Origin of the sequence: Rodentibacter rarus (assembly GCF_001998965.1) — a bacterium.
GTDB lineage: Bacteria > Pseudomonadota > Gammaproteobacteria > Enterobacterales > Pasteurellaceae > Rodentibacter > Rodentibacter rarus.
In genome coordinates this window covers 1-20,833 of the sequence record NZ_MLHJ01000013.1, presented here as the reverse complement: position 1 = coordinate 20,833, position 20,833 = coordinate 1, and the positions used below count along the sequence as shown (strand labels likewise).

Below are 20,833 nucleotides of genomic sequence, written 5' to 3'. Positions count from 1 at the left end.
TGATTTAGATCATTAAATGTTTTCTTTTAGTGAAATTGTCCTTTTTGATAAATCTTGTTTTAAATCAATAAAACCTATGATCTACGTCTAAAGAGTTAGCGTTTTCGTCTGTTAGGAATCTCGTCAAATGTTTACCTTATGATAGAATATCGGCAATTTTATTTGGTGGTTTTTTCTTATGTTTGATGCCCATACCTTATCTATAAAAAATCTCGCTTGCCGGCGTGGTGAGAGGGTGCTTTTCCGTGCGTTATCGCAAGAGTTTAAAAGCGGTGATTTTGTTCAAGTGGAAGGGCATAACGGCATTGGGAAAACCAGTTTATTAAGAATTTTAGCCGGGCTTGCGCAACCCTTGGAGGGGGAGGTGTATTGGGATGGTGAGCCCATCACCAAACAACGGGAAATGTATCACCAGCATTTGCTCTACTTAGGGCATCTTTCCGGCGTAAAACCTGAATTAACCGCTTGGGAAAATTTACAATTTTATCAACGTATTAGTCAGGCAACCACCGGTGAGGAAGCACTTTGGGCGGTGCTAGAAAAAGTGGGATTAGTTGGTCGTGAGGATTTACCTGCGGCACAACTTTCTGCCGGTCAACAGCGACGTATTGCTTTAGCCCGTTTATGGCTTTCCCGATCTGCCCTCTGGATTTTGGATGAGCCGTTCACGGCGATTGATAAAAAAGGTGTGGACATTTTGACCGCACTTTTTGATGAGCATACCCAACAAGGTGGTATTGTCTTATTAACCAGCCATCAAGATGTGCCGAGCTACCATTTGAAAAAACTCAATTTAGCCAACTATAAAGCGGAATAAACGGATGATTTTTTGGGAAATCGTAAAGCGTGAATTACAAATTGCCATGCGTAAGCGAGCGGAGATTTTAAATCCGCTTTGGTTTTTTTTAATTGTGATTACCTTATTTCCCCTCGTGATAGGGCCGGATCCCGTATTGCTTTCCCGTATTGCACCGGGCATTGCTTGGGTTGCCGCCTTGCTTTCTGCACTCCTTTCTTTCGAACGTTTATTTCGTGATGATTTCATTGACGGTTCGCTTGAACAATTAATGCTGACAACACAACCGCCTGTTTTAACTGCCTTAGCCAAAGTATTATCCCATTGGCTGTTAACCGGTTTACCTCTTATTTTGCTTTCACCCATTGCTGCCTTATTGCTTTCTCTTGAGGTTCATCTTTGGTGGGCATTGGTGCTAACACTACTTCTTGGTACGCCTGTGCTGAGTTGTATTGGGGCGATTGGTGTGGCGCTGACAGTGGGGTTGCGTAAAGGTGGGGTATTGCTAAGTTTAATTGTTGTGCCTTTATTTATTCCGGTACTTATTTTTGCCTCTTCGGTGTTAGAGGCGGCGGGATTAAACGTGGCTTACGGCGGACAATTGGCGATTTTGGGTGCAATGATGACAGGGGCGATCACCCTATCGCCTTTTGCTGTGGTTGCGGCATTACGGATTAGTTTAGATAATTAGCTCAAAGAGCGGTCGTTTTTTCTCTTTTTTTTGAAGGATTTTTTTATGTGGAAGTGGTTACATCCCTATGCGAAAGCGGAAACACAATATCACCTTTGCGGAAAATTGAGCCCGATATTTGCAGTGTTAAGTTTTCTCTTATTGACTGTCGGTCTCCTTTGGGGGCTGGCTTATGCACCGGCAGATTATCAACAAGGCAATAGTTTTCGTATTATGTATGTGCATGTTCCCACTGCCATTTGGTCTATGGGCGTTTATGGCTCTATGGCAGTGGCGGCGGCGGTGGCATTGGTGTGGCAAATCAAACAAGCGCATTTAGCGATGATTGCCATGGCTCCCATTGGTGCATTATTTACTTTTCTCGCCCTTGTTACCGGGGCAATTTGGGGAAAACCCATGTGGGGAACTTGGTGGGTATGGGATGCTCGTTTAACCGCTGAGCTGATTTTATTTTTCCTCTATCTTGGTATTTTGGCGCTCTATTCTGCTTTTTCCGACCGGGCTATTGGGGCAAAGGCTTCGGGAATTTTGTGCATCACCACCGTGGTGATTTTGCCGATTATCCATTTTTCTGTGGAATGGTGGAACACTCTTCACCAAGGGGCAAGTATTACAAAATTTGAAAAACCGTCTATTGCGACCCCTATGTTAATTCCACTGATTTTATGTATCTTTGGCTTTTTAGCCTTATACATTTGGCTAACTCTGGTTCGCTATCGGGTAGAATTACTCAAAGAAGAGGCAAAACGTCCTTGGGTCAAAGCGTTAGCGGAAAAAATATGATGTGCAGGCTTATGGCGTTGTACATGTGGAATTGAAAAGCGATGATAAAAAGAGGCAGGAATAGCAATGTTTTTTCAAACTTGGAGTGATTTTTTCAATATGGGCGGCTACGGTTTTTATGTGTGGCTCTCTTATGGAATCAGTTTTATCGCTATTGTGGCGTTAATCATACAAAGTATAAAACAACGAAAAAGCGTATTACGAAATGTTCAACGTGAAGCACAACGTGAGGCACGTTTAAAACAAGTCAATAAAGGAAACTTATTATGAATCCAAGACGTAAATCTCGACTTAAAATCATGACTTTTGTGGTGCTTGGCATCGCCATTGCCAGTGGGTTAATGTTGTATGCATTACGCCAAAATATTGATTTGTTTTATACCCCTTCTGAAGTGCTTCAAGGAAAAGAGAATAATCCAAACCAAAAACCGCAAGTGGGACAACGTATCCGAGTCGGCGGAATGGTGGTTGAAGGCACGGTGGAGCGTGATCCAAAAAGCCTAAAAGTGCGGTTTGATTTAAATGATATTGGCCCTGCGATTACAGTGGAATATGAAGGGATTTTGCCGGATTTATTCCGTGAAGGGCAGGGTATTGTGGCACAAGGTGTATTGACTGAACCCACTGTACTAACGGCAACAGAAGTATTGGCAAAACACGATGAAAACTATGTGCCGCCTGAATTGGGTGAAAAAATGCAAAAAGTGCATCAGCCAATGGGGGTTAATGCTTCCGATCTAAAAGGCGAAAGCGCTCGTGATCATCAAGAAAAACAAGAAGGCGGGAAATGATTGCTGAAATAGGAAATTATGCGCTTGCCCTAAGCCTTGGGGTGTCGCTTATGTTGGCTATTTTCCCTTTATGGGGAGCAGAAAAAGGCAATGTGCGATTAATGGCATTGGCTCGCCCAATGACTTACGGGTTATTTGCCGGTCTAACGATTGCCTTTATTGCGTTATTTTACTTATTTGCCGTCAATGATTTTACTGTGCAATATGTGGTGAATAATTCTAATAGTACGCTTCCCATTTATTATCGACTTTCTGCCGTTTGGGGATCGCACGAAGGTTCACTATTGCTTTGGATTTGGCTGTTAACCCTATGGTCTGCCGCAGTGGCATTATTTAGTAAACATTTGCCTCAAGAGGCAGTCGCCCGTGTATTAGGGATTATGGGGATCATTAGTGTAGGCTTTGTGTTGTTTGTGTTGTTCACTTCCAATCCGTTTACTCGAACCTTTCCTGATTTCCCGGTGGATGGTAAAGAATTAAATCCGATGTTGCAGGATATTGGGTTAATTTTTCATCCACCGCTGCTTTATATGGGCTATGTGGGCTTTTCTGTCGCCTTTGCCTTTGCGATTGCTTCACTGATGACAGGCAAACTGGATTCTGCTTGGGCTCGCTGGTCACGACCTTGGACGATGGCAGCTTGGGTATTTTTAACGCTCGGGATTGTATTGGGTTCTTGGTGGGCTTATTACGAACTTGGCTGGGGAGGCTGGTGGTTTTGGGATCCCGTTGAAAATTCCTCTTTTATGCCTTGGTTAGCCGGTACGGCGTTAATTCACTCCCTTGCGGTGACCGAAAAACGGGGGGCGTTTAAAGCTTGGACGGTATTGCTCGCGATTTTGGCGTTTTCCCTTTGTTTGCTTGGTACATTTTTAGTGCGTTCAGGGATTTTGGTGTCCGTTCACGCCTTTGCTTCTGACCCGACCCGTGGGCTTTATATTTTGGCTTATTTGGTGGTGGTGATTGGGGGCTCTTTGGTGCTTTATGCTTATAAGGGTAACCAAATTCGCTCTCGAGATAATGCAGAGCGATATTCCCGTGAAACCCTGTTGTTATTAAATAATATCCTTTTAATGACCGCACTTTGCGTGGTGTTTTTAGGCACATTATTGCCACTGGTACATAAACAACTTGGCTTAGGCACAATTTCCATTGGTGCACCGTTTTTTGATCAAATGTTTTTGGTGATAATGACACCATTTGCCCTTTTATTAGGAATTGGCCCCCTTGTAAAATGGCGTAGAGATCAATTTTCGGCAATCCGCACCCCTGTGATTATCAGCCTGATTGTGATGGTAATAGCCGGCTTTACTTTGCCTTATCTGTTGCAAGATAAGATCACCGCAAGCGCCGTGCTGGGGTCAATGATGACGGTTATCATCGTATTACTGGCGCTTTATGAGCTACAACAACGAGCCACCCATCGAGAACGCTTTTTTGTCGGTATTCGTAAACTTTCCCGTTCTCATTGGGGAATGGTATTCGCGCATTTAGGCGTGGCGATGACCGTATGGGGTATTGCCTTTAGCCAAAATTTCAGCGTAGAACGTGATGTTCGTATGGCAGTGGGGGATTCGGCGCAAATTGGGCGTTATGATTTCAAATTTGTCGGAGTAAGTGAGGCAAATGGTGTAAATTATATCGGTGGCAAAGCACAAATTGATATAACCAAAGACGGTAAACCGGAAGGCACCTTATTTGCTGAAAAACGTTTTTATACGGTGAGTCGAATGTCTATGACAGAGGCGGCTATTAATGGCGGATTAACACGGGATCTCTATGTGGCGTTAGGTGAAAAACTGGATGATCGTTCTTGGGCGCTGCGTTTATATTACAAGCCTTTTATCCGTTGGATTTGGATCGGCGGACTATTTATGGCATTAGGCGGATTATTGTGTATGTTTGATCGCCGTTATCGGTTTGGTTTATTACTGAAAAAATAATCATTGAGTGCAGGTTGTACTCATTAAAAGTGCGGTAGAAAATGAAAAAGAAATTATTTATTCCTCTTGTTCTCTTTTTAATTGTGGCAGTGGCTTTTTTCGTGCAATTGAATCGCAATGCACAAGGTGAGGATATTAAAGCCTTAGAATCGGCTTTAGTTGGAAAACCGGTTCCGGAGAAGGCGCTAACAGATCTTTTTGACAACAAAACTTACTATAAGACATTATTTCAACAGGGGAAACCTTTGTTGTTAAATGTGTGGGCGACTTGGTGTCCGACCTGTTATGCCGAACATCAATTTTTAAATAAACTCGCTCAACAGGGCGTAATCATTATTGGTTTGGATTATAAAGATGAATCTTCCAAGGCAATAAAATGGCTGAAAGATTTGGGCAATCCTTATCAGGTGGTATTGAAAGATGAAAAAGGATCTTTCGGCTTAGATTTAGGGGTATATGGCGCACCGGAAACCTTTATTGTGGATGGCAAAGGCGTCATTCATTACCGTTTAGCGGGAGATGTGAATGAAAAAGTCTGGACAGAAACCTTAAAGCCGATTTATGACAAACTCTCGGAGCAACAATAATGAAAAAACGGGGGGGAGCATGTTGGAAATGATGATTGATCGCTTCGTTAATGTTGTTAGAACCAAGGTTCAAAAAATGCTGTTTTTTTTGACCGCACTTTTGTTCAGTAGCTTGGCATTTTCGGCGATTGATGCGTTAAATTTTAGTTCAACGGCACAAGAAACGGATTACCATCAACTCACCCAATCCTTGCGTTGTCCTCAATGTCAAAATAATAACATTGCCGATTCCAATGCAAGTATTGCGGTAGATATGCGTACAAAAGTGTTTGATTTGCTCAAAGAGGGAAAATCGAAAGAAGAGATTGTGGACTATATGGTGGCACGCTATGGTCACTTTGTTACCTATGATCCCCCTATGACGAAAAGCACCTTAATTTTATGGGTTGCCCCTTTACTCTCGGTGTTATTTGGTCTTTTCTTCTTGTTAAAACGTAAACCGAAAGCCCCAAGTGCGGTAGTATCCGGTAATGTTTTAACGGAAGAAGATAACGCACGTTTGGATAAATTATTAAAACAAAAGGATAACTAAATGAATTTATTATTGAGTTTCATCCTGCTGACATTGGTTGTGGCATTGATTTGTTTTTATCCTTTGTTATACCAATTTAAAGCGAGAGAGGGACAAAATCGTGATGAATTAAATAAAGCCTTGTATTTTTCACGTCTGCAAGAAATCGAGCAAGATAATACACAAGGGTTGGTGGAAAATTTAGGTATCCTCAAACAAGAATTACAAAAAAATTTATTGGATGATGTGCCTCATCAAGAAGAAAAAATCAAAGAAGAAGCAACATCTTACGGAAAAATTTGGTTTGCATGCGGTCTCTTAGCAATGGGAATTATTGCCGGTACTAGCTATTTTATGGTGGGGGCTTGGCAAGCGGAATCTATGCTCACGCAAACTTATGAAAAATTACCTTATTTTTATGAGCGTATGAAAGAAGAAAATATCCATCCGCTTTCTGATGAAGAAATGCAACAATTTTCCACCGCACTTCGTATCGATTTACAAAACAATCCAACCGATGCGAAAAAATGGTGGTTACTGGGACAAATCGGAATGAATTTGGGCAATGCCCGTTTAGCCTTTGATAGCTATCAGAAAGCCAATCAACTTGAGCCGGAAAATGTGCAATATAAATTAGGTTATGCACGAGTATTAATGTTTTCCGATGATGCAACGGACAAACTCAAAGGGGGGGATTTATTGCGTGAGGTGATTCGTCAGGATCATAGCAATATTGAAGCCCTAAGTTTACTGGCGTTTCGTTATTTTGAAACGGAAGATTACAAAATGGCAGCGGTCACTTGGGCGATGATGTTACGCTTAATGCCGAAAGATGATGAACGTATCCCATTGATTGAAAAAAGTATTCGTGCTGCACGAGATGCTTTAGAACGTCAGCAGGAAGAAAAATCAAAAAGTATTACGCCGGATAAAAATTAATGATACTTTTGACTATATTGTGACAGTTATTTGTTTTGTTATAGTGTAAAAAAGTAAGATAAATCATTTATTTTTCGTAAATTTGCCGTAGTTGATGGTTTAATTGAAATAGAGTAAACTTTGCCAACGCTCTAGATAATTTACCGGTATGACTTTATCAATTAATTACGGATGATAAAAGGAATTAACTATGTGTCATCGTAAAAGATTCAATATTTACTCTCAGTGTTTTTTGGCACTATGGCTTTTTCCTTTCTCCATTTATGCGAATACGGAAGGTGCAGTTGATGAAACTGATGGGCAAATCAGAACAAGCCTTGTGCGTTATGTGGGAACGAAAGAACAGCATATTTTAACAACGGATATCGCAACACAAGATGCGAAGGATTTAGGAAATAGTATTGAGTTTGAAGTTTATAAGGTAGATGAGAAGTTTGCATCTCGGAGTGTTTTTTTATCCCCTGCCGGAATATGTAAAGGGTTTAATGGTTCCCATGGGGTTGAATTCACAAACTTTACTAATCACTACATAAATAATGGCGATGATAGCCAATATTATGGCGGTATTACAGGTGCATCGCTTTATCGGGAACGAGATCCTAGTAATATGCAATATGTCCCTATTTATGTGATTAAAAATCCCCATTTAGAAAAAGAAATTCGCGAAAGAGAAATGAAGAAAACAAAAGATATTGCGAGAGATAAGATTTTCTCAAGTGAACAGCTTTTAGATAAAATAATTTGTAAATCGGTAAAAAAATGAAAAAATTATTTATCGCACTGCCAGCCTTATTTTTGATGGCTTGTAGCACTCAGCAAACCATTCCACAAGATAGTGGTATTTATGATATGAAAACGGTGCAAGAATATCGGGCACAGGTCGCTTCAGGAAGAACCGTTAGCGCCGCGCAAAAGGCAAGGGTCGCCAATGAAATGGAGGAGCCGATCAAAATGAATGCCAGCGATAGCGTTCAGAAAGTGAAATATCAACGGGCTCCGGTTGCTATCGTACCCAGTGTGGGGGTTGGCTATTATCGGGGATATCATCACCACCATTGGTAATATAATTGATGAAGAAATGCTCATCTTTGATGAGCATTTTTTATAGGGAAAGCCTGCTATGTCATTTAAAGTGCGGTCAATTTTTATTTCATTTTATCGAGGGTTGATTTAATCCCTTCCCTAATTTTGCTACACTACGGCAGCATAAGAGGGAATGATTCATATTATGGCTAAGGTAATTGATGTTTTTGCTGAAAATGGCGCATTAACACAACAGATTAAAGGTTTTCGTCCACGAGCGGCACAATTGGAAATGGCCATTGCGGTGGAACGTGCTCTCGTAGAGAAAACATCATTAGTGGTAGATGCCGGAACCGGCACCGGTAAAACCTTTGCTTATCTCGCACCCGCCTTGCTTTCCGGTAAGAAAACGATCATTTCAACAGGGTCTAAAAATTTACAGGATCAACTGTTTAAACGAGACCTGCCAACCATCAAAAAAGCCCTTAATTACACCGGCAAAACCGCTTTATTGAAAGGTCGGGCAAATTATTTATGTTTAGAGCGTTTAGAACAGCTTATTACACAAGGCGTATTAGGTGATAAATCCGTATTGGCAGATTTATTTAAAGTGCGTCAATGGAACACCTCAACGCAAACTGGTGATTTATCGGAATGTCCCGATCTTGCAGAAGACAGCCCGATTTTATCTCAATTAACCAGCACGGCAGAAAGTTGTTTGGGAACAGATTGCCCGAATTATGGAGATTGCTATGTGGCGCTTGCCCGTAAAAAGGCATTGCAAGCGGATGTGGTTGTGGTGAACCATCATTTATTTTTTGCGGATATGGCGGTAAAAGAAACGGGTTTTGGTGAGCTTATTCCACAGGCGGAAAATATTATTTTTGATGAGGCTCACCAATTGCCGGATATTGCAAGCCAGTATTTCGGTCAATCGGTCAGTTCCCGCCAATTTTTTGACCTTTGTAAAGATATCCATATAGTCTATCGCACAGAATTAAAAGATCTGAAACAGCTTGGCAATGCAGCCGATACCCTACAAAAAAACGTACAGGATTTTCGCCTGTTATTAGGCGAGGGAAACCAACGGGGAAATTGGCGTGAAATATTCAGACAACCGGCGGTAGAAAAAGCCTATCAAATTTTGGTTGAAAAATTGGCTTTTTTAACTGAAGTGATGAAATTAGCGTTAGGTCGCTCGCAAAATTTAGATTACCTTTTTGAACGGGCAGAAAACCTGAAAGCCCATTTACAACGGTTACTTGAAACGGAACGTACCGGCTATTGCTACTGGTATGAAACCTTTGCCCGCCAGTTTGCTTTGCATATCACGCCTTTGACGGTTGCGGATAAATTTGGTGAGCAATTAAAAGCCAAACAAGCGGCTTGGATCTTTACTTCCGCCACCTTAGAAGTGGGTGGGAAATTTGATTATTTTTGTCATCGGCTTGGTATCGAAAATGCCCAGCAATTGATTTTGCAAAGCCCCTTTAATTACCCGGAGCAAGCACTGCTTTGCGTGCCTCGTTATTTGCCCCCTACCAATCGTGCGAATACACAAGCGGAATTGGGAAAGATGCTGTTGCCTGTGATAGAAGCCAACCAAGGACGTTGTTTTGTGCTTTGCACCTCTTATTCAATGATGCGAAGTCTTGCGGAGTATTTTCGTGAACAGAGCCAACTTTCTGTTTTATTACAGGGAGAAAGCTCAAAAACCGCCCTTTTATCACAATTTATCAACGAAGAACACAGCGTATTGGTGGCAACGTCCAGCTTTTGGGAAGGGATTGATGTGCGTGGCGATGCGTTATCCCTTGTCATTATTGATAAACTGCCTTTTACCTCACCCGATGAACCGCTACTAAAAGCCCGTATTGAGGATTGCCGTTTGCAAGGTGGGGAGCCTTTCAATGATATCCAAATTCCGGAAGCGGTGATTACTTTAAAACAAGGGGTAGGGCGATTAATTCGGGATGTCAGCGATAGAGGTGTGGTGATGATTTGTGATAATCGCTTAGTGATGCGTCCTTATGGACAAATTTTTTTACAAAGTCTGCCACAAGCAAAACGGACAAGAGATTTAACGAAAGTGATTGAATTTTTAAAAACAATTTAATGGAAAGAGAATGGATCATTTAACCTTACTTGCACTGGATACCTCAACGGAAGCCTGTTCCGTTGCACTTTATTATAAAGGGGAAAAAACAGCCATCAATGAATTGGCACAACGTACTCATACCCAACGTATTTTGCCGATGGTGGATGACATTTTGGCGCAATCGGGCATTCGCCTGAGTCAACTGGATGCCTTGGCATTTGGGCGGGGGCCGGGGAGTTTCACCGGGGTACGCGTGGGGTGCAGTGTGGCGCAAGGCTTGGCATTAGGCGCGGATTTACCTGTATTGCCTATTTCTAATTTAACGGCAATGGCACAGGCGGCATTTGAGCAATATCAAGTCGAACAGGTTGCCGCTGCCATTGATGCAAGAATGGATGAAGTGTATTTTTGTCGCCTTCAACGTCAAAAAGTGCGGTCAAATTTGGGTGCGTTTTTTGATTGGCTGCCGATTGTCCCCGAGCAAGTTTGCTCGCCATCGCAAGCCTTGGCGCAAATGGGGTCCGGAGAGGATTTTTTAGTGGGAACCGGTTGGCGGGCCTATGAGCTATTTTCTCAACACGGAAAAAAAGGGTCAGAAATTGAATTGCCTTGTGCTTTATCGATGTTGCCTCTTGCGATCAATGATTGGCAACAGGGGAAAGCCATTTCAGCATTGGAGATTGAACCCGTTTATTTACGTAATACCGTCACATGGAAAAAATTACCCGGGAGGGAATAATGCTTAAGAAAATAACGTTATTTTTCACCGCACTTTTAGGATTAACGGCCTGTGTCACTGCTCCGAAAGGGCTTGAGGCGGAAAATTTTACCCGAACAGATTTAACCCTGATTCAACCGAAGGATTATGCCTGTGCTTGTCACCCCATTCGTTTAGGGGGCAAAATCATTCAGGCTAGGGCGTTAGAGAACCAAACAGAACTTGAAATTTTAAGTTTTCCGATTGCCTCATGGAATGCTAAGCCTGTGATGGAAGCCCAAAGTAATGGGCGACTTATCGCCTATCTTGAAGGATTTATTGACCCTGAAATCTTAAAAAAACCAATACATTACGGTGGGCGGGATATTAAAAAAACAGCAGGTTGGCAAGGTTGATCAGGCAGACTATGTTTATCCCGTAGTGAAAGTTAAAAATTATCGCTTATGGAAAATTGGGGTCGATTATTATTTGGATTATGACGATTGGCGATTTAATCGGGGTTATTACTGGCGCTATGATTGGTTTTATCCCCCACAAATTCGCTATTATTTGTATTAGGTGATAGAATCCCCCCGCTTTTCCTTGTGATAACGATAAAGGAGAAAAAATGGAAAAAATTTGGTTTCAAAATTATCCGGAGGGTGTTCCAACGGAATTGGATACATCAAAATATGCCTCGATTTTAGATATGTTTGAAAAGGCAATACGCGAGCATCCCGACCGCCCTGCCTATATTAATATGGGGCAGGTGTTAACTTTCAGAAAATTAGAAGAGCGGAGCCGTGCCTTTGCTGCTTATTTGCAAAATGAACTGAAATTAAAAAGGGGTGATCGTGTTGCATTGATGATGCCAAATTTATTGCAATATCCTATCGCCTTATTTGGAGTATTACGCGCCGGGCTGATTGTGGTGAATGTCAATCCGCTTTACACCCCACGAGAATTAGAACACCAATTGCAAGATAGCGGTGCGACCACCATTGTGGTGGTGTCAAATTTTGCTTCGACCCTCGAGAAAATTGTCTTTAATACCAATATTAAACACGTGATTTTAACCCGAATGGGCGATCAACTTTCCTTTGGTAAACGGACTCTCGTTAATTTCATTGTGAAATATGTCAAAAAATTAGTGCCAAAATATAAGTTACCCCATGCGGTAACCTTTCGTGAGGTGCTGAGCATTGGAAAATATCGCCAATATGTGCGTCCACAAGTGGAGTGGGAAGATTTAGCCTTTTTACAATATACCGGCGGAACAACCGGTGTAGCGAAAGGGGCGATGCTCACTCACGGCAATATTATTACTAATGTGTTTCAAGCAAAATGGATTGCCGACCCGTTTTTAGGGGACAATAGCCGACAAAGAACTGCCATTCTTGCCTTACCGCTTTATCACGTTTTTGCCTTAACGGTGAATTGCTTGCTGTTTGTAGAGCTTGGGATCACGGCGATTTTGATTACCAATCCGAGAGATATTGACGGCTTTGTAAAAGAATTGAAAAAATACCCTTTCCATGCCATTACCGGCGTGAATACCTTATTTAATGCTTTATTAAATAATGAAAATTTCAAAGAAGTGGATTTTTCAGCGTTAAAGTTATCCGTGGGGGGCGGAATGGCGGTGCAACAATCCGTGGCAACCCGCTGGCATGAATTAACCGGTTGTAGCATTATTGAAGGCTATGGAATGACTGAATGTTCCCCGCTTATTGCCGCTTGCCCGATCAATGTGGTGAAACACAATGGCACTATTGGCGTACCCGTACCCAATACGGATATTAAGATTATCAAAGAAGACGGAAGCGAAGCCGAGATTGGCGAACCGGGTGAGCTTTGGGTGAAAGGCGAACAGGTGATGCAAGGCTATTGGCAACGCCCTGAAGCCACACAGGAAGTGCTTAAAGACGGTTGGATGGCCACCGGTGATATTGTCATTATGGATGAGAGCTATAATTTACGCATTGTTGATCGTAAAAAGGATATGATTTTAGTGTCGGGTTTCAATGTTTACCCGAATGAAATTGAAGATGTCGTGATGCTAAATTATAAAGTGTCCGAAGTGGTGGCGATTGGTGTGCCGAATGAGGTGTCGGGAGAAACCATAAAAATTTTTGTGGTGAAAAAAGATGAAAGTTTAACCCGTGATGAATTGCGTCAACATTGTCGCCAGCATTTGACCGGTTACAAAGTGCCAAAAGAAATCGAATTTCGAGAGGCGCTTCCTAAAACCAATGTGGGAAAAATTTTACGCCGGGTGCTACGAGATGAAGAACTTGCCAAACGCAGCAAAGATTAAACCACATGATGTATTATGGGATAGCAATATCCCATTTTTATTTTTGAAGAGAGGTTATGATGAAATCATATGAAAATCAACCGCACTTTTCTCTCATTACAAACAATCAATCATTGGCAGATTGTTGCCAGTTGGCCCGCCAAAAAAGTGCCGTGGCGTTAGATACGGAATTTGTGCGTGTTTCTACTTATTTCCCTAAACTAGGGCTTATTCAGCTTTATGACGGCGAGCAGATTTCCTTAATCGACCCTTTAACGATTACGGATTTTTCGCCTTTTATTGCCTTACTTGCAGATAGCAAAGTACTGAAAATTCTTCATGCTTGTAGCGAAGATCTTCTGGTCTTTTTACAGGAATTCGATCAATTACCGCAACCGATGATTGATACCCAAATTATGGCCCGTTTCTTAGGATTAGGAAATTCTGTGGGGCTGGCAAAATTGGCCTTGAAATATTTAAATACCGAGATTGATAAAGGCGCGACAAGAACCAATTGGATGAAACGTCCTCTCTCTGAAACGCAATTACATTATGCCGCCGGCGATGTGTATTATTTATTACCGATTTATCAGTATTTGCAAAAGGAATTATCGGCAACCCCTTGGTTACATGCGGTACAGTCTGATTGTGAGATGGCGTTAACTAAAACGAAAAAATTGCAAGACAGAGAGGGAGAAAAAGCCTATTTGGATATTCCAAATGTTTGGAAATTAAACCCGTTAGAGCTAGCTCGTCTAAAAGTATTGGCAAAATGGCGACAAGATGTGGCGATAGAGCGGGATCTTGCCCTTTCTTATGTGGTGAAATCCGAGAGTTTATGGAAAGTCGCCAAATATAATCCACGCAATACCTCTGAAATGCTTGAAATGGGACTGTCTAATAATGAGGTGAGGGTGCGTGGAAAGAAAATGTTACAACTTTTAGCCCAGGCACGCCGCATTTCGCCTTATGATTATCCGAAGCGGATCGTGCGTATTGTTGATGATCTCCGTTATAAGAAAGCCCTTCGTCTTTTGCAAGAAAAGGCCTATGAGCTCACCCCACAAGGCTTAACTTTAGAAATTTTAGCCAGTAAGCGGAGTTTAGAAGCGTTAATCAAATGGGCTTGGTTACACAATGAATCGCAAGAGAAATTACCGGATTTGTTGGTTGGGTGGCGTAGAGAAATTGGCTTACAGCTTTTGGCACTGTTGAAATCGATTGAGTGTTAAAAAGTCATAAAAAAATGACCGCACTTTGGTTAATCAAGGTGCGGTCATTGTTATTTATGATGGCGATTAGTTTTGTGTCGCTTGGATTGCGGTTAATGCAATGGTATAGACAATATCATCGACCAATGCACCACGCGAGAGGTCATTAACCGGTTTACGCATACCTTGGAGCATTGGGCCGATAGACACTAAATCAGCCGAGCGTTGCACCGCTTTATAGGTGGTATTCCCTGTATTCAAATCCGGGAAGACGAAAACGGTGGCTTTACCGGCAACCGGAGAATTTGGTGCTTTAGAGCGTGCCACATCTTCCATCACTGCCGCATCATATTGTAATGGACCGTCAATCAATAAATCCGGACGTTTCTCTTTTGCAATACGGGTGGCTTCTTTCACTTTTTCGACATCCGCACCACTGCCTGAGGTACCGGTAGAATAAGAAATCATCGCCACTTTCGGATCAATACCAAAGGCTTTCGCAGAATCTGCGGACTGAATAGCAATTTCAGCCAGTTGCTCGGCATTCGGATCCGGGTTTACCGCACAGTCACCATAGACTAACACTTGATCCGGTAACAACATAAAGAAAATAGACGAAACAATGGAGCTACCCGGTGCGGTTTTAATAATTTGCATCGGTGGGCGAATGGTATTGGCTGTGGTATGCACCGCACCTGAAACTAAACCGTCCACTTCGTTGGCTTCTAACATCATCGTACCCAGCACAACGGTGTCTTCCAATTGTTCACGAGCAGCGGTTTCTGTCATGCCTTTCGCTTTGCGAAGCTCAACTAAACGTGCCACATAATTTTCACGCACATCTGCCGGGTTGATTATGGTGATACCTTTTCCTAATTCCACACCTTGCGCTTCAGCAACACGTTGAACAGAGGCGGGATCGGCTAATAATACACATTCTGCAATACCACGCTCAGCGCAAAGCGCAGCGGCTTTAATAGTACGAGGCTCATCCCCTTCAGGAAGGACGATACGTTTTTTCGCTGCACGGGCTAATTCGGTTAATTGGAAACGGAATGCCGGTGGAGATAAACGGCGTAAACGGGTAGATCCTGCCACTAAACTGTTGATAAATTCGGCATCGAATTGTTCGCTCATATAGCTTTTAATGTTTTCAATGCGTTCTTTATCATCAACCGGCACTTCAAGATTAAAACTTTGCAGGCTTAATGCGGTTTGCCACGTATTACCTTCAATACGGAAAATTGGTAATTTTGTGGTTTCAAAAGTATGTTGGCAAAGTTTGTTAATTTGCGCATCAATTTTGTAGCCGCCGGTTAATAACATCCCCCCAATTTCGACACCATTTGACGCTGCCAGCGCAGAGGCGACAATCACATCAGGGCGATCGGCTGAAACCACTAACAGACTGCCCGCACGGAAATGCTCCACCATATTTGGTAGGCTTCTTGCACAAAAAGTAATGCCACGAATACGGCGGTTGATATCCCCTTCATTAATAATCGCTGCCCCTAAGTGTTTGACCAAATCAATGGCTCGGGTGGCAATTAAATCGGCAGACCAAGGCACGCAAGCGAGTAGTTTGATAGCACCGTTTGCAAACAATTTTGCCAACTCAGCTTCACTATTGTGGCTGTGTTGGAAAGAATCAAAAATTTCCGTGAGATCCGGACGGGTACGACCGGATTCATCAATCGGTGCATTAAATTTATTCACCACTACACCCAATAAATTCGGGTTATTTTTACCCCCGAACAACGATGCCGCAGCTTCCACTCGTTCTTTAAGTTCTACCGGTGTTTCTGTCGCCGGTGCGGCCACTAAAATGATTTCGGCATCTAATGCTTGGGCAATTTCATAGTTAATGCTATTGGCATAAGTATGTTTACGGGTTGGAATTAAACCCTCAACTACCACGATTTCATTGTTTTTTGAAAGCTGTTGATGATTTTCAACAATTTTTTCTAATAATACGTCAGATTGATTTTGACCGATTAAGGATTCCGCTACGCTGAGCATAAAAGGCTCGGCAGTTTCCAAGGTGGTACTGGTACGCACGATAGAGGTGGTGCGATCCAATTGATCTTCACCTGAGTTTGGCTGAGAAATCGGTTTCATAAAACCGACTTTCGCCCCTTTTTGTTCAAGAGATTGGATTAAACCGAGACTGACACTGGTTAAACCCACACCTGCGCTAATTGGAATAAGGATAATGGTACGAGACATAACAAACCTTAATTGATTGAGTTGTAAAGAAAAACTGCCGGAAAATTCGGCAGTTTGTGATTAAGTTAAATTAGAAACAAAGTTTTGCAGTATCTTGTGCAATGACGAGCTCTTCATTAGTTGGGATAACCATAGCAAGTGGTGAACCTTCTTTGGTAATAACCCCTTCATTACCAAAACGTGCAGCAAGGTTACGTTCTTCATCAATTTGGTAACCGAATAGCTTTAAGTGATTTAAGGTAATTTCACGCACGTGTGCGGAGTTTTCACCAATACCACCGGTGAAGACGATGGCATCTAAACGTTCACCAATCACCGCCATATAAGAACCGATGTATTTTGCTAAACGATAGCAGAACACATCTAATGCCCGTTTAGCCGGTACTTCAGAATCATAGTTATCTTCAGCGTAGCGACAGTCACTGGTGACTTCGGTTAAACCTAAAAGACCGGATTTTTTAGTTAAGGTTGTTTCGATTTCCTCAACGGACATCCCTAAGGTTTTGTGCATATAGAAGATGATCGCCGGATCGATATCACCAGAACGTGTTCCCATCACTAACCCTTCTAATGGGGTTAATCCCATTGAGGTATCAATACATTCACCATAACGGATCGCCGCCACGGAAGCACCATTACCTAAATGACAAGTAATGACATTAACTTTATCTTCAGCAACCCCTAAACGTTTTGCGGCTTGGCGGCTAACATAGTAGTGGCTTGTACCATGAGCACCATAACGGCGAACGCCGTGATCTTTGTATAAAGAATAAGGCAATGCATATAAATAAGCTTCTTCCGGCATAGTTTGATGGAAAGCGGTATCAAATACGGCCACATTTTTATCTTTTAATTCAGGGAATAATTTGAACGCTTCACGAATACCGATTAAATGCGCCGGGTTGTGTAATGGGGCAAATTGAATCGCATTTTCAATTTCACGAACCACTTCATCGGTAATTAATGCAGATTGGGTAAATTTCTCACCACCGTGAACGATACGGTGACCAATCGCAGAAATGCTATTTTGCAATGTCGGATCTTTGGTAAAAATATTTTCAACGATAAAATTTAATGCTTCAGCGTGAGCTGCACCCGCACCTAAGTCTGCTTGCCCTTTTTCACCGTGCAATTTCCACTTAATGCGCGCTTCCGGTAAATAGAAGGCTTCAGCTAAACCTGATAATTTTTCATCGCCTGAAATAGGATCAAGGATTGAGAATTTTAATGATGAGCTACCACAGTTAAGGATAAGAACAAGTTTTGACATAAGAAACCTATTGTAGATTGAAAGTTGATAGAAATTTGTTCATTTCATTGTGAATGAACAAACCAAAAGCCCGCATAGAATACACCTTTTATCTAATAAAATAAATTCATTGTGGAAGAAAAAAACTGACTTCAGTCAAAGAAAGGTGAAATCTCCCTCGATTTGATGAGATAGAAATCATAAGCGAACTGGGGTATGATAAGTGCGGTTATTTTTAAGGGAGTTTTATGTCGTTTTTTGCTATTTTGAAACAGGGGCAAATTTATCTCAACACTTGGCCAAAAGAGGCTAAATTGGGCATGATTTTCCCTGAAAATCGCGTTATAAAAACCACCAATTTTGCGCAAAAAACCATGCCGTTAATTGCTGTATTTGCCGTGGTGTGGCAGCAACTTTATGTAAAACAGGACATTATGGCATTATCTACTGCAATTTTGACCGCACTTTTTGCACTGGCGCTTCCATTACAAGGGCTATACTGGTTGGGGAAACGTGCCGAAACCCCTTTAAGCGGACAAAGTGCGGTCTGGTTTTACGACATTTGTGAACGTCTAAAAAAGATCAATGAGCCTATACCGATTGTTGAGGGTACTCCAAAATATCAACATTTGGCTGAAGTTTTAAGGAAAGCGGAGCAACGATTAGCCTCTTCATTTTGGCAAGAGATTTAGCCTAATTAATCTTACGCAAACGTTTTCTTTTTTGTTTTATTTTTTGTAGAATACGCAGGCTGCTTTATGCAGCTCTTTTTATTGAGAGATTTTTTCATGATCGATTACATTATTATTAGCATCATCGCTTTTTCTATTCTTGTTAGTTTACTCCGTGGTTTTGTGCGCGAAGTCTTATCACTTGCCAGTTGGGTGGTTGCATTTATCGTGGCAAGTCAGTTCTATCCTTACCTTGCTACCTATTTAACACAAATTGAATCAATGTACGTACGCAACGGCACGGCAATTGGTATTTTGTTTGTATTGACATTAATTGTCGGTGCTATCGTTAATTTTGTCATTGCACAGCTAGTCGATAAAAGCGGGCTAACCGGTACTGATCGTGTATTGGGGGCTGTATTTGGTTTATTGCGTGGTGCATTAATTGTTGCAGCGATCTTATTTTTCTTGGATACCTTCACAAATTTTGAACAAACCGATTGGTGGAAAGAATCGGCATTGATTCCGCACTTTGGGTTTATTATTGAATGGTTTTTCCAGCAGCTTCAAGCAAGTTCCAGTTTCTTAAATTCAACATTTAGTCAATAAGGGTTATGAAATGTGTGGTATCGTTGGTATTGTGAGTCAAAGTCCGGTTAATGAATCTATTTATGCTGCGTTAACGTTGTTGCAACATCGTGGACAAGATGCCGCAGGGATCGTGACAATAGATGATGAAAATCGCTTCCGTTTGCGTAAAGCCAATGGGTTAGTCAGTGATGTGTTTCGACATGAGCATATGTTGCGGTTACAAGGCAATGCCGGTATGGGGCACGTGCGTTATCCCACTGCGGGGAGTTCAAGTGTTTCGGAAGCACAACCTTTCTATGTCAATTCACCCTATGGGGTCACATTGGTTCATAATGGTAACTTAACCAATTCAGTAGAATTGAAGGAAAAAGTGTTTAAAACCGCTCGTCGCCATGTGAATACTAATTCTGACTCCGAACTGCTTTTAAACATTTTTGCCAATCACCTTGATAATATTCCACAAGACCATTTAGATCCTCAGGATATTTTTTATGCGGTAAGCAAAACCCATAAAGATGTCCGTGGTGCTTATGCTTGTCTTGCGATGATTATTGGGCATGGTATGGTGGCATTCCGTGATCCCTTTGGTATTCGCCCTTTAGTGTTGGGGCAGCGTGAAGAAAACGGTAAAACAGAATATATGTTTGCCTCTGAAACCGTTGCTTTAGATGTGGCAGGTTATGAGTTTGTCCGTGATGTCGCACCGGGTGAAGCCATTTATGTGACCTTCGAGGGGGAACTTTATGCCCGACAATGTGCTGAAAGTGCGGTATTAAATCCTTGTATTTTTGAATATGTCTATTTTGCCCGTCCTGATTCCATTATGGATGGTGTTTCCGTTTATGCGGCTCGTGTTCATATGGGCGAGCGTTTAGGAAAAAAAATTGCACAAGAATGGCGGGACGAATTAGACAACATTGATGTGGTCATTCCCGTGCCGGAAACTTCAACGGATATTGCTTTACAAATTTCTAATGTGTTGAATAAACCTTATCGCCAAGGTTTTGTGAAAAACCGTTATGTGGGACGCACCTTTATTATGCCGGGGCAAGCCCAACGTATTAGCTCTGTTCGCCGTAAGCTCAACACTATTAAAGCGGAATTTAAAGATAAAAATGTGTTACTGGTGGACGATTCTATTGTTCGAGGTACCACATCGGAACAAATTGTCAACATGGCACGAGCCGCCGGCGCCAAGAAAATTTATTTTGCTTCCGCCGCTCCGGAAATTCGTTACCCAAATGTCTATGGTATTGATATGCCAACAAAAAATGAACTCATTGCCTATGATCGCAGTGTGGAGGAAATTGCGAAATTAATTGGTGTAGATAAGCTGATTTTCCAAGATCTCAATGCTTTAACGGAGTCGGTTCAGCAAGAAAATCCTGCGATTAAAGGGTTTGATTGTTCTGTCTTTACAGGGGAATATATAACAGGCGATGTTACACTGGAATATTTAGAGAGCATTGCCTCGCAACGTAATGATTCAGCGAAGAAAAACCGTGAAAAAGATGCGACAAATTTAGAAATCCATAATGAACGATAAAAAAGTTCGCTAAAAATTGATCTGCACCCCAAAAGTTGGATTCAAGTTCAACTGATTAAGGTGCAGATTTTTTCGGTATTATGTAGCAAATGCACAAAAACAGAAATTTTAACAGAACGTAGGGACACACTGCGTGTGTCTGTTATAAAAATCAAATTATTTCAATAGGTTAAAATTCGGACAC

Annotated in this window: 20 protein-coding genes and 1 pseudogene; 19 read left to right on the top strand and 2 right to left on the bottom strand. The window is 41.9% G+C overall.

The window, feature by feature from the left end; all coding sequences use genetic code 11:
* Positions 1-178 precede the first annotated feature (178 nt).
* The 16 genes and pseudogenes from ccmA (at position 179) to rnd (ending at position 14,387) form a co-directional block, all read left to right on the top strand.
* Complete coding sequence (ccmA, locus tag BKK50_RS02020) at positions 179-817, top strand: cytochrome c biogenesis heme-transporting ATPase CcmA (protein WP_077414827.1); 639 nt, start codon at positions 179-181, stop codon at positions 815-817.
* A gap of 4 nt (positions 818-821) precedes the next feature.
* Positions 822-1,487: a heme exporter protein CcmB gene (gene ccmB, locus BKK50_RS02015; protein ID WP_077414825.1), complete on the top strand. Its 666-nt coding sequence runs from the start codon at positions 822-824 to the stop codon at positions 1,485-1,487.
* 45 nt (positions 1,488-1,532) lie between these two features.
* Positions 1,533-2,270 (top strand): heme ABC transporter permease, encoded by a 738-nt coding sequence (locus BKK50_RS02010; protein ID WP_077414823.1) that lies wholly within the window; start codon positions 1,533-1,535, stop codon positions 2,268-2,270.
* Positions 2,271-2,336: 66 nt separating this feature from the next.
* Positions 2,337-2,540: a heme exporter protein CcmD gene (gene ccmD / locus BKK50_RS02005; protein ID WP_077414821.1), complete on the top strand. Its 204-nt coding sequence runs from the start codon at positions 2,337-2,339 to the stop codon at positions 2,538-2,540.
* Positions 2,537-3,061 carry a cytochrome c maturation protein CcmE gene (gene ccmE, locus BKK50_RS02000; RefSeq protein ID WP_077414819.1) on the top strand — a complete coding sequence of 175 codons (525 nt, stop codon included), beginning with the start codon at positions 2,537-2,539 and terminating at the stop codon, positions 3,059-3,061. Before ccmD ends, ccmE begins: the two co-directional genes overlap by 4 nt.
* The gene (locus tag BKK50_RS01995) at positions 3,058-5,004 is read left to right on the top strand and encodes a heme lyase CcmF/NrfE family subunit (RefSeq protein WP_077414817.1); all 1,947 of its coding nucleotides are present in this window, start codon (positions 3,058-3,060) and stop codon (positions 5,002-5,004) included. The genes ccmE and BKK50_RS01995 overlap by 4 nt, the downstream gene beginning before the upstream one ends.
* Positions 5,005-5,045: 41 nt before the next feature.
* Entirely contained in the window at positions 5,046-5,591 is a 546-nt protein-coding gene (locus BKK50_RS01990) for a DsbE family thiol:disulfide interchange protein (protein WP_077414815.1), read from the top strand.
* Between the two features lie 76 nt (positions 5,592-5,667).
* The gene (locus BKK50_RS01985) at positions 5,668-6,123 is read left to right on the top strand and encodes a cytochrome c-type biogenesis protein (RefSeq protein WP_370597100.1); all 456 of its coding nucleotides are present in this window, start codon (positions 5,668-5,670) and stop codon (positions 6,121-6,123) included.
* On the top strand, positions 6,124-7,041 hold the full coding sequence (ccmI, locus tag BKK50_RS01980; protein WP_077414813.1) for a c-type cytochrome biogenesis protein CcmI: 918 nt from the start codon (positions 6,124-6,126) through the stop codon (positions 7,039-7,041).
* A gap of 190 nt (positions 7,042-7,231) precedes the next feature.
* Positions 7,232-7,804, top strand: coding sequence for a DUF8095 domain-containing protein (locus BKK50_RS01975; protein ID WP_077414811.1), 573 nt, complete (start codon positions 7,232-7,234; stop codon positions 7,802-7,804).
* Positions 7,801-8,103 carry a hypothetical protein gene (locus BKK50_RS01970; RefSeq protein WP_077414809.1) on the top strand — a complete coding sequence of 101 codons (303 nt, stop codon included), beginning with the start codon at positions 7,801-7,803 and terminating at the stop codon, positions 8,101-8,103. Before BKK50_RS01975 ends, BKK50_RS01970 begins: the two co-directional genes overlap by 4 nt.
* Positions 8,104-8,269: 166 nt before the next feature.
* Positions 8,270-10,180, top strand: a complete 1,911-nt coding sequence (gene yoaA, locus BKK50_RS01965; RefSeq protein ID WP_143529726.1) for a DNA repair helicase YoaA — start codon at positions 8,270-8,272, stop codon at positions 10,178-10,180.
* A gap of 10 nt (positions 10,181-10,190) precedes the next feature.
* On the top strand, positions 10,191-10,901 hold the full coding sequence (gene tsaB / locus BKK50_RS01960) for a tRNA (adenosine(37)-N6)-threonylcarbamoyltransferase complex dimerization subunit type 1 TsaB (RefSeq protein WP_077414805.1): 711 nt from the start codon (positions 10,191-10,193) through the stop codon (positions 10,899-10,901).
* A pseudogene (locus tag BKK50_RS01955) lies at positions 10,901-11,438 on the top strand (Slp family lipoprotein). The gene tsaB and the pseudogene BKK50_RS01955 overlap by 1 nt, the downstream one beginning before the upstream one ends.
* A gap of 49 nt (positions 11,439-11,487) precedes the next feature.
* Positions 11,488-13,176, top strand: coding sequence for a long-chain-fatty-acid--CoA ligase FadD (gene fadD, locus BKK50_RS01950; protein ID WP_077414803.1), 1,689 nt, complete (start codon positions 11,488-11,490; stop codon positions 13,174-13,176).
* Between the two features lie 56 nt (positions 13,177-13,232).
* Positions 13,233-14,387 carry a ribonuclease D gene (rnd, locus tag BKK50_RS01945; RefSeq protein ID WP_077414801.1) on the top strand — a complete coding sequence of 385 codons (1,155 nt, stop codon included), beginning with the start codon at positions 13,233-13,235 and terminating at the stop codon, positions 14,385-14,387.
* A gap of 66 nt (positions 14,388-14,453) precedes the next feature.
* On the opposite strand, the gene pta is transcribed toward rnd, so the two are convergent.
* Both pta and BKK50_RS01935 read right to left on the bottom strand, forming a co-directional pair.
* Positions 14,454-16,592, bottom strand: coding sequence for a phosphate acetyltransferase (gene pta, locus BKK50_RS01940; protein ID WP_077414799.1), 2,139 nt, complete (start codon positions 16,590-16,592; stop codon positions 14,454-14,456).
* Between the two features lie 70 nt (positions 16,593-16,662).
* The gene (locus BKK50_RS01935; RefSeq protein ID WP_077414797.1) at positions 16,663-17,862 is read right to left on the bottom strand and encodes an acetate kinase; all 1,200 of its coding nucleotides are present in this window, start codon (positions 17,860-17,862) and stop codon (positions 16,663-16,665) included.
* A gap of 227 nt (positions 17,863-18,089) precedes the next feature.
* On the opposite strand from BKK50_RS01935, the gene yfbV reads away from it, so the two are divergent.
* The 3 genes from yfbV to purF all read left to right on the top strand — a co-directional run bounded on the left by yfbV (position 18,090) and on the right by purF (position 20,649).
* Positions 18,090-18,533, top strand: a complete 444-nt coding sequence (gene yfbV, locus BKK50_RS01930) for a terminus macrodomain insulation protein YfbV (protein ID WP_077414795.1) — start codon at positions 18,090-18,092, stop codon at positions 18,531-18,533.
* A gap of 96 nt (positions 18,534-18,629) precedes the next feature.
* Positions 18,630-19,121 (top strand): CvpA family protein, encoded by a 492-nt coding sequence (locus tag BKK50_RS01925; RefSeq protein ID WP_077414921.1) that lies wholly within the window; start codon positions 18,630-18,632, stop codon positions 19,119-19,121.
* 10 nt (positions 19,122-19,131) lie between these two features.
* A complete protein-coding gene (gene purF, locus BKK50_RS01920; protein WP_077414793.1) occupies positions 19,132-20,649 on the top strand; it encodes an amidophosphoribosyltransferase in 1,518 nt (505 codons plus the stop codon).
* Positions 20,650-20,833: the final 184 nt, after the last annotated feature.